At 48.4% G+C, this 14,553-nt stretch carries 13 protein-coding genes, 1 tRNA gene and 1 riboswitch; of the genes, 11 read left to right on the top strand and 3 right to left on the bottom strand.

The window, feature by feature from the left end:
* The 4 genes from AAIH57_RS00005 to AAIH57_RS00020 all read left to right on the top strand — a co-directional run.
* Window positions 1-236 (top strand): hypothetical protein (locus AAIH57_RS00005; protein ID WP_430020192.1); only part of this gene is annotated, 236 nt, incomplete at its 5' end.
* 173 nt (window positions 237-409) lie between these two features.
* Window positions 410-1,213 carry a Cof-type HAD-IIB family hydrolase gene (locus AAIH57_RS00010; protein ID WP_175399764.1) on the top strand — a complete coding sequence of 268 codons (804 nt, stop codon included), beginning with the start codon at window positions 410-412 and terminating at the stop codon, window positions 1,211-1,213.
* Window positions 1,214-1,314: 101 nt separating this feature from the next.
* Window positions 1,315-2,379, top strand: a complete 1,065-nt coding sequence (locus tag AAIH57_RS00015) for a hypothetical protein (RefSeq protein WP_430020193.1) — start codon at window positions 1,315-1,317, stop codon at window positions 2,377-2,379.
* Between the two features lie 105 nt (window positions 2,380-2,484).
* Entirely contained in the window at window positions 2,485-3,030 is a 546-nt protein-coding gene (locus tag AAIH57_RS00020) for a GNAT family N-acetyltransferase (protein ID WP_430020194.1), read from the top strand.
* Window positions 3,031-3,137: 107 nt separating this feature from the next.
* Here AAIH57_RS00020 and AAIH57_RS00025 read toward each other — a convergent pair whose 3' ends face one another.
* Window positions 3,138-4,532 carry an RsmF rRNA methyltransferase first C-terminal domain-containing protein gene (locus AAIH57_RS00025; protein ID WP_430020195.1) on the bottom strand — a complete coding sequence of 465 codons (1,395 nt, stop codon included), beginning with the start codon at window positions 4,530-4,532 and terminating at the stop codon, window positions 3,138-3,140.
* Between the two features lie 191 nt (window positions 4,533-4,723).
* On the opposite strand from AAIH57_RS00025, the gene AAIH57_RS00030 reads away from it, so the two are divergent.
* Window positions 4,724-5,854 carry a glycosyltransferase family 4 protein gene (locus AAIH57_RS00030; RefSeq protein WP_430020196.1) on the top strand — a complete coding sequence of 377 codons (1,131 nt, stop codon included), beginning with the start codon at window positions 4,724-4,726 and terminating at the stop codon, window positions 5,852-5,854.
* Window positions 5,855-5,957: 103 nt separating this feature from the next.
* Here AAIH57_RS00030 and AAIH57_RS00035 read toward each other — a convergent pair whose 3' ends face one another.
* A complete protein-coding gene (locus AAIH57_RS00035) occupies window positions 5,958-7,016 on the bottom strand; it encodes a YkvI family membrane protein (protein WP_430020197.1) in 1,059 nt (352 codons plus the stop codon).
* Window positions 7,017-7,220: 204 nt separating this feature from the next.
* Between AAIH57_RS00035 and AAIH57_RS00040 the strand changes: the two genes are divergently transcribed.
* From AAIH57_RS00040 to AAIH57_RS00055, 4 genes are all read left to right on the top strand, one after another.
* On the top strand, window positions 7,221-7,802 hold the full coding sequence (locus tag AAIH57_RS00040; RefSeq protein ID WP_175399770.1) for a xanthine phosphoribosyltransferase: 582 nt from the start codon (window positions 7,221-7,223) through the stop codon (window positions 7,800-7,802).
* A 97-nt stretch (window positions 7,803-7,899) separates the two neighbouring features.
* Window positions 7,900-8,229, top strand: coding sequence for a hypothetical protein (locus AAIH57_RS00045; RefSeq protein WP_175399771.1), 330 nt, complete (start codon window positions 7,900-7,902; stop codon window positions 8,227-8,229).
* Window positions 8,230-8,347: 118 nt separating this feature from the next.
* A complete protein-coding gene (locus tag AAIH57_RS00050) occupies window positions 8,348-8,566 on the top strand; it encodes a hypothetical protein (protein WP_175399772.1) in 219 nt (72 codons plus the stop codon).
* 119 nt (window positions 8,567-8,685) lie between these two features.
* Window positions 8,686-9,015: a carboxymuconolactone decarboxylase family protein gene (locus AAIH57_RS00055; protein ID WP_175399773.1), complete on the top strand. Its 330-nt coding sequence runs from the start codon at window positions 8,686-8,688 to the stop codon at window positions 9,013-9,015.
* Between the two features lie 79 nt (window positions 9,016-9,094).
* On the opposite strand, the gene AAIH57_RS00060 is transcribed toward AAIH57_RS00055, so the two are convergent.
* A complete protein-coding gene (locus AAIH57_RS00060) occupies window positions 9,095-9,559 on the bottom strand; it encodes a C40 family peptidase (protein WP_430020198.1) in 465 nt (154 codons plus the stop codon).
* Between the two features lie 5 nt (window positions 9,560-9,564).
* Window positions 9,565-9,696: riboswitch (cyclic di-AMP (ydaO/yuaA leader) on the bottom strand.
* Between the two features lie 361 nt (window positions 9,697-10,057).
* Here AAIH57_RS00060 and AAIH57_RS00065 point away from each other — a divergent pair.
* Together AAIH57_RS00065 and AAIH57_RS00070 are read left to right on the top strand one after the other, a co-directional pair.
* Window positions 10,058-10,142 (top strand) — tRNA-Leu (locus AAIH57_RS00065).
* Between the two features lie 323 nt (window positions 10,143-10,465).
* Window positions 10,466-14,359, top strand: a complete 3,894-nt coding sequence (locus AAIH57_RS00070; RefSeq protein ID WP_430020199.1) for a X2-like carbohydrate binding domain-containing protein — start codon at window positions 10,466-10,468, stop codon at window positions 14,357-14,359.
* Window positions 14,360-14,553 lie beyond the last annotated feature (194 nt).

Below are 14,553 nucleotides of genomic sequence, written 5' to 3' on the forward strand. Positions count from 1 at the left end.
CCTTCGCGAAGCGGAGCAGGGAGCCGGGCAGGGTGCGAAGTGCTGCCCAACACGCCGGAGGCGTCAGCTCCCGTCCTTCGCGAAGCGGAGCAGGGAGCCGGGCAGGGTGCGAAGTGCTGCCCAACACGCCGGAGGCGTCAGCTCCCGTCCTACGCGAAGCGGAGCAGGGAGCTCGGGCAGGGAGCCAAGCCCTGTCCGCAATGGTCCCCTTAAGCTTGGCCTGGATTGCCGCATGAAGCGGTGATCCGGGCAGACAAGCGCTCCCACACCCAGCGTCACATAGCAAGACCCGACCCCTCGCCGGTCAACAGACGGGAGTCCAGAGGGCAGAGCCCTCTGGGGCCCTCCCTCGGAAGGGAGGGTTTGGGAGGGTGCGATTCCCCCTAATCAGATGAGGAGTGAAGACCCAATGACAATCAAACTAATTGCGCTTGACGTAGACGGAACACTGCTTAATGATCATCATGAACTTACCGAATGGACCCAAGAAATTCTGATTCGTGCTTCCCGTCAGGGGGCCGAGATTGTTTTGTGTTCAGGAAGAGGCCCGGCCAACACCATTCCTTTTATGGAGCGAATGGGTCTCAACGGTTATGTTATTACCCATAACGGAGCAGTGACTGCCGAGGTGGAAAGCCGTGAAGTGGTGCACAGGTTTGCGATGGATGGTCAAGGCTTGGAACCGTTTATAACGTATTGCCGCACAAATGGTGTACATTTTGATATCAACACGGCATTTGGATTATATGTAGATCAGCCGGAAGGCTTGGAGTTGCAGGTTCGGGAGATGTACACCAATTTCATGATGGAGCCCTTAAAGCTGCCGCAGTGGGCGGATCTGACAGAACCGCTTGCCAAATTCACCGCGTTTGGACCGTTAGAGCAGATGGACGAGGTTCAGCAGGAATGGGGAACATGGAATCTGCCTTACTATATGACTCGCAGTGGTGACTTTTTCATTGATCTGATGCACCCGGAAGCCTCCAAGGGAGCGGCGCTGAAGAGACTGGCCGAATCCAAAGGTATGGTTCCTTCCGAGATTCTGGCGATTGGCAATTACTACAATGATATTACGATGCTGACTTATGCAGGCATAGGGATTGCGATGGACAACTCACCGGAAGAGGTCAAGGCCGCTTCGGATGAAGTGACTCTTTCCAACAATGAGCAGGGAGTTGCTCATGCCATCCAAAAACATGTTCTAGCTGTCTAATTACAGCCACATGTTTCATTTTCAAAGCATCCTGCTTCATATTCTACTGGCCTCGTGGGCAACCTATGAGAATACCATTAGAAATGGAGGAGGACAGGCACATGAATCAGAAAGTGGAACTGATCCCGGATCTGCGTACATCAGGTGGTGAAGTGCTGGATGTGATGGTGAATGATCAATATGCTGGCTCGCTTCTGCTGGTGTACAGAGAAGGAGACCGTTTGTCTGGCAGTCTTCAGATGGAACGAGAATTGGTTTCAGAGGATGCAGAAAAGCACATCATTGAACAAGTTCATTCCTATATCCGATCACTTACGGATGCAGTCGAGGCTATCTATTACGAAGTGCTGGTTAGCTGCGGCACATTGCATTCCGTCCTGCAAAACCTGGAATTTGATCCGGAGCGGCAGTCAGATGATATGGACTATGAGGCTGATAAATACCTGGATGACATGGATTCGGATAACTCACGATTAATTCCTGATGCAGCAAATGAAGCTTTTACATATGAAGATCGGGAACATGTGCTGGAAATGGAGCTTGTAACTGCCGGACGAAGCATATCGACCTATGTGTTTAATGATGCTGGTGGCAATGAGCTGGCCGAAGCTTCATTGAAACAATATGGGGCCGACATTCAAGGCGAGATACACTGGTATGACGTACCTCTGGAGAATCAGCTGGATGCTGCAGCAGAGCTGCTTGTAAGAGAACTCGACGAAGAAGTGATCGATACGATTACTCTTCGCATGTGGCACCAGGGCAATGAGCTGGAGTCCATGGAGTGGGTACACCGTGACTTTGCCAATGAATCGGATGAAGAGGAATATGTCGAATACGAGGAATGGGACAATTCTGACGATGAGATGGATGAAGCAGAGGATTCCTGTTACGTCATGTTGGTGCGCAAAGACCGGGAATTCAGGGTCTATGAGCTATTTCTGCAGGAGCGCGGCGGATTGCCTGTGGGGACAGCAACCATTGATACCTCTCATGCTGATCTGACAGGCTATATGGATTACCAGGTACTCGGGACCAGTGCACAGCGGCGGGAATTGGTTGAGGTACTGCTTCAGGAACTGGATAAGGAACTTGAATTCAACACACTGCACCTTACCATGCTGTACCGTAACCAAATTATTGATGAAGCGAAGATTGACGGGTAAAAGGCCTTGGCCTTTTACCTTTTTTTTTGTTTTCTTTTTGACGTAAAATGGATTTCCGGGTATAGTTCCATTAGTTCTAAAGAGACCTGAAAGTGGAGGAGTACCATGAATCATTCATTTAAAATCATTTCTGAGTATATTAACGATGATTTCAGAGCAATGCAGGCTCAGCCGGAAGACACAGAGGAGGTGTTGTCCCTGCTAGTGGAGACAGCCGAATGGCTGAGAAGTCAGGGATCTTCCCAGTGGAGTGCCCTTTTGAAAGGTGAGGATTCTCACGATACAGCAGGAGCAATCCGGCGTGGAGACGTGTTTGTTTTTAAGAAAGACTCCAAAGTGGCAGGTATGGTTATTTTGCTGCAGCAGCCAAGTGCCTGGGATAGGCAGCTATGGGGGACTCAAGCTAATGAAGAGGATGGTGCTGTTTATGTACATCGTCTGGCGATTCGCAGAAAATATGCCCGTACTGGCTTGGGTAGGGACATTTTGGCCTGGTCCAGCAGTGGGATCCGCTTCGAGAACAAACATGTCGTAAGATTGGATTGTGTTGGGGACAATGAGCGGTTGAATGAGTTTTATCCTCGGAACGGGTACACCTTTGTGGGGAAAACGGATGGTTATAGTACGTATGAGAGGCCAATACCATTCTAAGCTATTTTAAAATACAGATTGCTCAACGATTCGTTAACTTGATCATATGAACCTAAAATAAAGCCGGGAGCAACCATGCTCACCGGCTTTGAGTCGTGATGATTTTCCTACTGCATGCGTCTCAGGCCCTTGGGCAAACGATTCTTTAATTGTCCTGCACTGGCTTTTCCCCAACCGAGCGGAAGTCCATGAACAGTCACGAGTGTCCAACCATTGAGTTCGCTGTCGGCGGGAAGGCTCTCACCACGAAGGTAAGCGGCTGCTTGGCTGCTCTCCACGTCGAGAGAGATGTGCTGCATGTTACTGGCCTCATGTTGTCCAAGAGCCAGTGCCAAAGCATGAGCAGGCTCAAACCGCCCTTTCTTCCAGTCACCGACATGAAGTCCCGGGCGCGGCAATTTTAATCCGTTTAATCGATCATCTGTAAGCAGCTGTGCAGCATGCTCTGGCAGTACATATAATGCTTCGCCAAAGAGCAGGGGTCTGCCTGTCCCATTGGCAACAGCCACTTTATGTTCGGAGCTCCAGGCACGATACGCATTCCAGGCGGAATTCACTTCTTTGGACGAGGAGCTTTGACGCGGGCCCTTGCCTTTTTTGTCTTTGCGTTTGGGCGGTTGATCGTCCTGTTCCACGGATGCAGACGCCTGCGTTCCTGCTTTGCTCACTACAGCCACAAAATGTCCCTCACCCTGAGCCAGATGGGGCCAGATTCGTTCGGTCCGCACCAGGGACAGATCAGGATAGGCGGCAACCAAACGTTCCATCATGCCTTCATTTTCTTCGCGATTGAAGGTACAGGTGGAATAAGCCAAGGTTCCGCCCGGTTTAAGCATGATATAGGCATCCTGCAAAATGTCCCATTGTCTGTTTACACAAAGGGTTACCAGATTGTCGCTCCATTCGGTCACTGCATCCGGATCTTTGCGGAACATGCCTTCACCAGAGCAAGGGGCATCCAGCATGATCCGGTCAAAGGCACCCGGAAAACGAGCTGACAATTCCCCAGGGGCTGCGCTGGTAACAACGACGGAAGAAAGGCCCATCCGTTCCACGTTTTCTGCCAGAATCTTGGCGCGGGCCGGATGGATTTCGTTAGAAACCAGCAGACCCCGATCCTCCATGAGTGAGGCGATGTGAGTGGTTTTGCCGCCTGGAGCTGCCGCGAGATCCAGAATGATCTCACCCGGCTGTGGATTCAGCATTTCCACTGCCGACATGGCAGAAGGTTCCTGAATATAGTATAGTCCTGCAGCATGATATACATGTTTGCCAGGACGTTCATTGGGAGGGTAATAATAACCCGTTTCGCACCAGGGTACCTTGGTCAGGTCAAAATGCTCAATAACCTGTTTTTTCAATTCATTTGTGGTTTTAATTGAGTTGAATCGCAGCCCCTGCACACGAGGATGTTGGTAGCTGTTGATAAATGCTTCTGCTTCTGAGCCGAGCATTTCCCGAATATGATGTATATACGACTCAGGGAGTGAAGGCTTGCCCATGTATTAATGTTCTCCTTTTCATTAGCTTACCTGCATAGCCTTTTCCGAAAAACGGCAGGTGCTGTAAGCTGCAACGTTGTTGTTAAAATGGTGGGGAATACACAGTTATTTCTTTACTGAAACATACGTTCTAATATATCATGATTGAAGATGTACTGAAAAGACTGAAGCTAGAAAGGGGGAAACTAACGGTGAAATTGCTGCAGGCGCTTTTCTTTCCTCCGGAGCAGCCCGGAGGTGTATCCTCTATGATACCGTATATGCAGGAGAGGTTTACAACTCCGAGGTGGGAGATGGACCTGTTCTCGCTGCCGAAGCGAATCCGCAACAAGGGCAGAGAGGACGTGCAGTTCGAAACGTTCGATTGGACCCTATATCAGGAGAGTCCGGTCGTTCAAAAATATATGCAGACGTACCGTGATTATTTATGGTGGACTAAACTGCGCATTCAGAAACCCTACGACTTGATTCATGCTCACCACCCCATTGCAGGTCTGGCCATGAAGAATGTATTTCCAGATACACCGCTTATTCAGACCATTCACTCAAGTTATGAGCGGGAGCTGATCCTGAATGGTCGAATTGAGCCGGACGGTCTGGAACATCAGTTTCTGCTCGCCATATACGGCGAACTTGAGCATCAGGCAGAGCGACTGTTAACCGTCTCGGATTCATTTAGGCGGTATTTGACACCCTATGTGAAGCAGCCCGACGTGATTGGCATTATTCCGAACGGTTTCGATGAAAAACGCTTCAAACCCATTCCTCATGACAATGCCATTCCACAACTGGTAACAGTGTGCCGACTTGTTCCTGCCAAAGGACTTGATATTTTGTTCAAAGCGTGCGCGGAACTCAAAGGGCGGGGACATGACTATGTTTTGCATATTATCGGGGATGGTCCGATTCGACCTGATTTGGAAGAGTTGGCACAGCGGCTGGGCATATATAACGAAACCATTTTTTACGGATACACGCTGCATCCTGAGGAATTCATGCCATTCTTTGATATATTCGTACTTCCTTCCCGTGCGGAGGCATTCGGATCCGTATTTGCCGAAGCAGCACTGAGCTGCCTTGCCCTTATAGGCACCGATGTGGGCGGAATACCCGAACAGATCGAGAACGGCAGCAACGGGCTGCTGGTGCCTCCAGAGGATCCGTCAGCACTTGCTGAGGCGCTGGAGAAAGTCATGCTGGATCCCTCGTATCGCTACGAACTTGCACGCTCGGCATGTGAGAAAGCCAAGACGCATTACTCTTTAGGCAGATCGGTTAACGAACTGAAAAAAATGTACCTGCAATATGCGAACAAGGAATAGATTCATCAAAAATAAAGGGATGAAGCCGCTGTGAAAAACAGCGGCTTTTGGTCTTGATAATCTGCGTATTATCGATCAACGGATTTCAGTTATAGATTGCAAGTTACAAATTTTTATGCCTCGCGCGAAAACTGCCCCAGCGGTCGGTTACCAACCTTCCGGCCCAGAATAGAGCAAGACTCCCGAAAATCGGGTACAGAATGGATAAAAGGGAGCTGAAACCAAACTGGCTGAGTGAGTAGCACAGCAGCATAATGGTTAATGTTATTAATCTGGGGTGGACTTGCAAGTGCTGACCAAGCTGAAGGGTCATGCCATAGATATCTGCGACGAATGTAGTGAATATTTCCATGAATATCAGAGTTACATACACGGATTGCACAGCCCATCCAAGTTGGAAGGCAATGCTCCCCATTGGAATCTCAAATTGCATGATACCGGGCACCTGGGCTGACATGGCGAAGTGGGCGGCAAGAAGCATGAAGCCTACGCCTATTCCGCCGAATACACCGCCCCACTTCAGCACGTTACGATTGCGGATCTGATTGCCTACCGGCACCAAGACGGCTTGGGCCAGTACCAGATTGAAGGATGAATACAATAGTGGAGAAAGCCACACCTGTACAGGATGGGCATCTGTAGTCAGCGTAATAAACCGTAAAGCACCAGGATGGTGTATGGTGCTTGTAATCATAAGCAAGGACAACAGGAGCATCATCGGAACCACAATGCTATTCATTTGCAGTATGGCTTTGATACCTCGTCCAAGAAGCAGGTATGTTCCCACAATCGTGAGGATCAAACCAGTCTGGTAATGCAGTCCAAGATGCTCCACGAAGACCGAGCCTGCTCCGGCAAGCATTACACTGTTTACACCAATGAGAATCAAAAGTGTTAACCAGGTAATCCATTTGCCTGCCTTGTGCCCGAACAAATGCTTATTAAGATCTTCATAAGAGCGGGAGCCCGTATCATGGGCGATCAGCATCATTTTGGTGCCCAGCCAGACAAAGAGCATGGTGGATAAGCCGATGGTGACGGTGGCCCATTTGCCATACTGGGTAAAAAACTGCAATATTTCCTGCCCTGTCGCGAAGCCGGCTCCTACAACCGTTCCGATGTATGTAAATGCGATCTGCAGCACCCGGAATGCCTGTTTCATGCGTTTCCCCTCTCAGGCCCCTGAATAGTTTGGACATGCGGGTACCATGGTACAAGGTATGCTTGACTCTGGAAACTCATGACAATCGGGAGAAGCTTTACGTTCCTTATCCGGGCTAAAGTTGGGGGAAAGGCGATTTCGCTTGAACTGACAGCCTTATCTATGATACTTTTACCTCATAGGATAGGCTTGGGAGGTCAAATCATGGAAGTATTGAAACAACGAATTTTACAAGAAGGCGTAGTCATCTCGGATCAGGTGCTGAAGCTGGACGGATTATTGAATCATCAGATTGATCCTGCTTTGACGATGGAGATGGGGCGCGAGTTTGCTGCTCGTTTTCGTGAAAGTGGAGTGACCCGGGTCATTACGGTAGAGTCTTCAGGGATTCCGGTTGCATTTGCCGCCGCTCATGAACTTGGGGTGCCGCTTGTATTTGCCCGTCGCAAAAAGACGCTTCTGGCTGATCCTGATGCCTACTGTGAACGCGTACCTTCCTTTACCAAAGGGATTGTAACTGATATTATGGTATCCCGCGAATACATTCATGAGAATGACCGTATTTTGTTTATAGACGATATCATCGCCAACGGAGATGCTGCCCGCGGTGTCATTAAAATTATCGAGCGTTCGGGCGCGGAGCTCGTCGGATTCGGCGTGGTTGTCGAGAAATGTTTTCAGGCAGGAGCACGCACCATCCGCGAACAGGGCATACCGGTTGAAGCCTTGGTGCGCATTCGTTCACTGAACGATGGGACCGTGCAATTCGACGATAACGAAATGTGACAGTTTCAAGGAAAAGGGCCTATTTTTTGAACAATGCCTTTGCATGACCGCGGATTTCATTTATAATGGGGTTATGTTAGGGAGAGGAGGCAACACCATGGGGAACCAACCGGCATCAGAACAATTCTTTATTGAAAAGCTGGCGGAGTCGAAAGTTCATTTTGAACGTGCCCTGGATTGTAAACATACGGAATTCGATGACCTTTATCCCTATATGATTGAACATCCTCAATTTTTCTGGTACAAACGCTATGTTGCCTGGTCAGAGTTGCTGACAATTGTAGGCTTGTGCGAAGAGTTGTCCTTCTCTTGGAAAGAACAATTTACACCGCATCAAGTGGAGTACCTTGAAGAACGTGTGATGTCCGCCAAAGTGCTTGATTTTTGGTTCGAGAAGAACGACAGCAAAGAGCACGCGCAGCGGTAACTTTCAGTCGGGACATTTTTCGAATGACATGACAGTCCAATACAGTCACGTGAGACCTAAATGACTTTTCATTTAGGTCTCTTTTTGTAAATAAATTTGGAACATAGGAGCCATAGACATGATTAGTGATGCAGAATTGGATGCACTGCGCTTATCGGGTGAAAAAGTAAGAGTGATACGGGACGGGCTGGAATCCAACGATGTAACCGGGATTGTCGTTGCCTGGGATGGGGAACAGGTGCTCATCCGCCGCCAGAACAGACGCGTGGTCAAGTTGGATCGTAACTATCGTTATCAGCTCTTTAGCGAACCGCGTCAAAGCCCGCTCAGTGAATAAAAGAGACCCGGTCCGATGCATGGAATTACCATGGATGTTTTGGCATAATTGCACCACTCGGGAGAGAAGATAGGTACAGCGAGAAGGTAACATATCAGCTGAGAGGATGTGCAATAGCCATGACATTGATGAATGATAAGGTTCATGCTTATAAGGATCAGATTGGAGAATTAAGCAACGCGTTGCCTGGGGTGGTGAAATCGTACCATGAGTTTACCGGGGAATGCTTTCAGTCAGGTGCCATTGATGCTAAAACCAAGCAGCTGATTGCTCTCGGAATCGGATTGTTTGCCAATAACGAGGTATGTACGTTTTACCATGTGGAAGAGGCCCGTGCAAAGGGTGCAACCGACCAGGAAATTATGGAGACGGTAGCGGTAGCAGGAGCCGTTGGTGGCGGTCACGCGCTGTCACAAGGCGCAATGCGTGTACAAAAAGCATTGCACTAGGTTCTCCTTGAGAATGAGTAAGCATAGCAAGACAGAAAAACAGGCCCTGGATTGATCCGGAGCCTGTTTTTTGTCCAACTTATATTTTTCCGAGCATCTTGTTATACATAAATTGTCCAGTTACCCGGCGTGCGGTAACGTAACGTGTGTTAAAATACGGATTTGCTAATTTGGTAATGCTGACACCTTTGCTGCTGGAGGCATGAGCGAACTGTCCGCCACCAATGTATACGCCTGTGTGTGAAATGCCTTTGCCTGAAGTGTTGAAAAACACCAGATCACCTGTCCGCAGATTCGCTTTGGATACCGGAGTACCTGCTTTGGCTTGCTGTTGTGATGTACGTGGTAATTCAATACTATATTTTTCAAAAATATATCTCATAAACCCAGAGCAATCAAAACCGGCCAGCGTCGTGCCGCCCCACTTGTAAGGTATGCCAGTCATGCTGTTAACGACGGTGTTGATACTGTTTGCCTCAGTGCTTGCTGCACCGGATGTAAATAGAACGGCTGCTCCAAAAATAGAAATGATAAGCTTTTTCAAAATCAATGTTCTCCCTTCGATGCCTACGGAGTTAGCTAAGGGTTCGGTAGAAGGTTCCCTATATTTCCTATGTATAAGAATAATTCACCCAAAATGGTTCCCCCGTTTTCAAACATGAAACTCGGCAATTGAATAATTAAGTTTTTGTAACCTTTTGAAACTATATTGCATAAATGCGTAATTGTCAAACGTTTCTTCCTCCTTCAATGTTAACGGAATTCAAGACTTTTTGCAGAATAGAGTAGTTCCGAATGATTATTTATGATGACAAAAAAGTAATTTGTGTTTCAACAGGGGAGAATTTGGACAAATATTTTGATTGGAGTAAAAAGAGAAGAGACGATTCGTTTCCGACATGTAAAGTGAGGTCATTCTGACTTCAGCGCTCTCTATATGCCTTTGTGATATATCCATTTATTTTAAGTGTTGACACTATGAATTCCACATGATATATTATTTCTTGTCGCCGCGATAGATTATCCCGGAGATATACCATATGCGGTCGTGGCGGAATTGGCAGACGCGCACGGTTCAGGTCCGTGTGGGCTAACCCCCCGTGGAGGTTCGAGTCCTCTCGACCGCATCATAAGAGGAAAAGGTTTCTCGTTAGGCTAACGCCTGCGAGAGACCTTTTTTTATGTCTTTTTTGAGGAACGGAACTCCCAACTCTATTGAGGATTTGCCACTTGATTGAGGCGTAACAAAAGATAATTCATTTTGGTCTATACCTGAGGTAAAAGGAAAAATGTCTGTTCTATGGCTGATTTGCCCCGTAATCAAGGTGAAATGTACGCAAAATGCCGAATTGTACCTATCCCGGAAGTAGTACATCCACTATTCTCTTCTCGTAAGGAAAGCGCTATCATGAATGACTTGAATTCACATTTCAGAGGGGGTAGGGATGATTTGAAACGAATAGGGAAAAGGATGGCAATGGTTCTTCTGGTGTTCATCATGGCAGCAGTACAGTTTGGTTTTACAGGAACAAAAGATCATGTAGCCGAAGCGGCGGATGCAGCATTGGCCGAGAAACCGTATATGGGCTGGAGCAGTTACAGTATGCAGGTGTATGACCCTTCAGTGAAATGGATATCCGCAGAGAGCATTAAGAAGCAGTCGGATGCCATGCGCGAGAAGCTGCAAGCCCATGGCTATGAATATATCAACATTGATGCGGGATGGAATGGAGACAATGACGAATACGGAAGACCGATCCCTAACGCTGCGCTGTATCCGAACGGATTTCAGGAGGTTATTGACTATGTTCATAACAATGGTCAGAAGATCGGGATCTATCTGATCCCTGGACTATCCATTGATGCGTACAATAAAAATTTGGAGATCTACGGGACGGGTGGAGCATGCCGGATGCAGGACATCGCATACCAGCCGCTCACGGTGATGGATGCCTGGAATGCCTATACCTACAAGATTGATTTCTCGAATCCGTGTGCTCAGAAATACATCGATTCCATCGCCGATCTTCTGGGCAAGTGGGGTATTAACTTTGTCAAATTCGACAGTGTGACCCCAGGTTCGGGAATCAACAATTTGAGCCGGGATGCACGAGGAGATGTGGAGGCCTGGTCCAAGGCTTTGGCAAGACATAATATCTGGTTCGAGCTTTCATGGGCACTGGACCACAACTACGTGGATTTCTGGAAAAAACACGCCAACGGCTGGCGTATCGACTGGGATGTCGAAGCATACGACAGTAATGTGGGTTTGACGCAGTGGGCTAATATTGCACGTCTGTTTCCGATCGCAGCGCTTTGGTGGCGGGATGCAGGCCCCGGCGGGTGGAACGATTTTGATTCGCTAAACGTTGGCAATGGCTCTATGGATGGGCTCACTAAGGATGAGCGGAAGACCGCGATGACGTTCTGGGCGATCTCTTCTGCACCCTTATATACAGGAAATGACATGACCAGACTGGACAGCTATGGACTGGAAATGCTAACGAACGATGAAGTGATTGCCGTTAATCAGGCTGGGCGTCCGGCTCATCCGGTCTCGATCGATACGAAGCAGCAGGTATGGTATGCCAATAATGGAGATGGGACCTACAGTGTAGCCTTGTTTAATCTGGGCAACCGAAGTGCTGAGGTCAATGTCAACTGGAGTGATATTGGCCTGGAAGGCCCCGCATCGGTCCGTGATCTGTGGAGCCACTCTGAACTGGGTACATTTAACGAGGAATTCAGCAGCGGTTTATTGGAGCCTCATGCTTCACGGATGCTGAAAGTAACAGCACTGAGTGGAACATCAACTGTGAATGACGATGATACGGGCATGCGCTATAACGGGGATTGGAAGCGCAATGGAGGCAAGGAACAATTAGAAGGTGCACAGGATTTGAGTATAGTCATTCAGGATTCTACGGGCACGGAACCCACGAATCCGGGTACGGCGAGCGATTCGAATGCTGCAGATGAACCAGCTGCGTCTTCCGTCTCCGGGAACAATGCCACGGTTACCGATGTGGTCTACGTTAACGATGACGATAGTGAGATCCAATACACGGGTTCATGGAACTCGAATTCCGGCAGAGGTTTTGGGGACTACAATGACGATGTGCATTATACGGAACAAGACGGGGATTATTTGGAGTACACGTTTACAGGTACAGGCATTGAGCTGCTGACAGAGAAACATGGAGAGCAGGGAGATATGAGCATCATTCTTGATAATGGAGCGGCAGAACAAGTAAGTGCTTATACCGATGGAGAAAGGGAAGTTCAGCAGGTGCTGTACAGCAAAACGGATCTGCCCAGTGGCACACATACATTGAAGGTAGTTAAGGATTCGGGCCAGTACATGCTTTTGGATGCGCTCAAGGTATCGAAGGAGAAAGAGGCTGGAGGGCAGAACAGTACGATTAGTCCAACTACAGCAGACTTCGACAAGGTAACGGAGCAACAAGCGGATCTGAAAATCACGTTAAACTTGAACGGCAATGTATTGACAGGCTTGGAACAAGACGGGGTTCTTCTCGATGAAAATGACTACGAGGTCGTTGACAACACGTTAACGATCAAGAAGCAATACCTCGCGCAGCTGCCAGTGGGAACAACAGAGCTAAGTGTGGTATTTAGCTCGGGTGATCCGCAGACGCTGACAATCAAGGTGAGCGATACTTCAGGAATCCGGTTCGCAATGATCAATAACGACGATCCCGCCATCAAGTACAGCGGCAACTGGTCACGCAGTACGGGAAGAGCATTCGGTGACTATCAGGATGACGTGCATTACGCCGAGCAGAACGGCGATTATTTTGAGTATGAATTCCGCGGAACGGGCATCCAATTTTATACGGAAGTCGACCCTTCACAGGGAGATATGGATATCTACGTGGATGGTGAATTCAAGGAAACGGTAAGTGCTTACCGTGAAGGACGATTGGCACAGCAAAAGGTGTACAGTATTTCTGGACTACCGGATGGACAGCACACACTAAAAGCTGTGAAAAAGTCCGGACGGTTCATGCTGCTGGACTTTCTAAAAGTGGAAATCCCCAATATCATTCAGCCGGTGAGCGCCATTTTTGACAAAGCTGAATCTGCGCAGGCAGATATTGAAGTGAAGCTTTTACAGGAGCCGGAAAGTTTCAGCAAAATCATGAACGGATCACAAGAACTGGTTGTGGGGACCGATTATGAGGCAGCAGGTGATCGGGTAACATTGAAAAAGTCGTATCTTGCCCAGCAGCCGCTCGGCACGCTGAAACTTAGCTTTGTCTTTGACGGCGACTACCTCAACGATATTCATTATTCGACCGTAGATGGTGATTCATTTGAGTATGTCTTCAAAGGAACCGGCATAAGCATGATTTCACCTACCGGGCCGCAGCAGGGGGAAGTAGACATCTATATCAACGGAAACCTGGTCCAAACGGTAGACACATACAGCCAAGGTCGTAAAAATCAGCAGGAGATATACAGCATCTCGGGAATGACAAGTGGTGTACACACGCTGAAAGCGGTTAAGAAGTCTGGTGAGCTTATGCTCACCGATCAACTGAAATTTACAATCGCTGCCGGGAACGGTGGGCCAACGAATCCGACAAATCCACCAGGACCGTCCGTACCTTCCAATCCAGGGGCACCATCAGCTCCCGTCACACTGCCTCCGGTAACTCCTTCGGAAGCTCCTGAAACAGGAACGGGAGAGGAACCTTCGGAGAACACGGATGATAAGACGATGCGGCATGAGGCCTACATTAACGGATATAAGGACGGTTTGTTCAAACCGAATAACAAGATCACGCGTGCAGAAATGGCAGCTATTTTAGCCCAGGTATATGATAAAGGTGCTGTACAATCGGATGTAACATTCAGAGATGTGGATTCATCCCATTGGGGAGCAGAGGCCATTGCCAAGGTAGCAAAGATGGGACTTATGAAAGGTTACAAGGATGGTACATTTAAACCAAACCAATCATTAAGCCGTGCAGAGATGGCAAGTCTTGCGGCGAGCCTAAATCCGGGTCCCGCCACACCCGGCAGCGGATTTAGCGATATCGGCAGTCATTGGGCAAAGGATGCAATTCTGAGAGCACAAAGCTTGGGAATCCTGACGGGTTACCGTGACGGCACTTTCCGGCCGAATGCGGAGTTGACACGGGCAGAAGCCGTTGTCGTCATTAACCGAGCGCTCAGCAGAGGCCCGCTTACAGGTGTTTCGCAGCCGAAGTGGAAAGATGTCTTACCTTCGCATTGGGCTTTTGGAGATATTGAAGAAGCTTCTGCTGATCATGTTTCGAAGCCTGCTGCAAATGGCGGGGAACAATGGGTGGAATAGTGTGGAAATAGCTTCAGTGAGAAGGGGACCCAAGTGGTCCCCTTCTTTATAATGATACGGAATAATCAAGAGAGAGGATGTTGGTGGTGAAAAAAACGAACACAGCTGCTGCATGACCAAGAAAACATTTGACTAAGTTAAAAAATGAGATAATCTGTGAGTATGATAGCGCTGCCAATATCTCGGTAAGGGAG

The sequence above is a fragment of the Paenibacillus sp. MABNR03 genome (assembly GCF_050455445.1).
Taxonomy (GTDB): Bacteria; Bacillota; Bacilli; order Paenibacillales; family Paenibacillaceae; genus Paenibacillus; species Paenibacillus xylanilyticus.

Bases quoted from the DNA above. Each gene is read 5' to 3' on its own strand.
- AAIH57_RS00010 (WP_175399764.1), top strand. From the start codon at position 410: ATGACAATCAAACTAATTGCGCTTGACGTAGACGGAACACTGCTTAAT.
- AAIH57_RS00015 (WP_430020193.1), top strand. From the start codon at position 1,315: ATGAATCAGAAAGTGGAACTGATCCCGGATCTGCGTACATCAGGTGGT.
- AAIH57_RS00025 (WP_430020195.1), bottom strand. From the start codon at position 4,532: ATGGGCAAGCCTTCACTCCCTGAGTCGTATATACATCATATTCGGGAA.
- AAIH57_RS00045 (WP_175399771.1), top strand. From the start codon at position 7,900: ATGGGGAACCAACCGGCATCAGAACAATTCTTTATTGAAAAGCTGGCG.
- AAIH57_RS00040 (WP_175399770.1), top strand. From the start codon at position 7,221: ATGGAAGTATTGAAACAACGAATTTTACAAGAAGGCGTAGTCATCTCG.
- AAIH57_RS00035 (WP_430020197.1), bottom strand. From the start codon at position 7,016: ATGAAACAGGCATTCCGGGTGCTGCAGATCGCATTTACATACATCGGA.
- AAIH57_RS00055 (WP_175399773.1), top strand. From the start codon at position 8,686: ATGACATTGATGAATGATAAGGTTCATGCTTATAAGGATCAGATTGGA.
- AAIH57_RS00020 (WP_430020194.1), top strand. From the start codon at position 2,485: ATGAATCATTCATTTAAAATCATTTCTGAGTATATTAACGATGATTTC.
- AAIH57_RS00050 (WP_175399772.1), top strand. From the start codon at position 8,348: ATGATTAGTGATGCAGAATTGGATGCACTGCGCTTATCGGGTGAAAAA.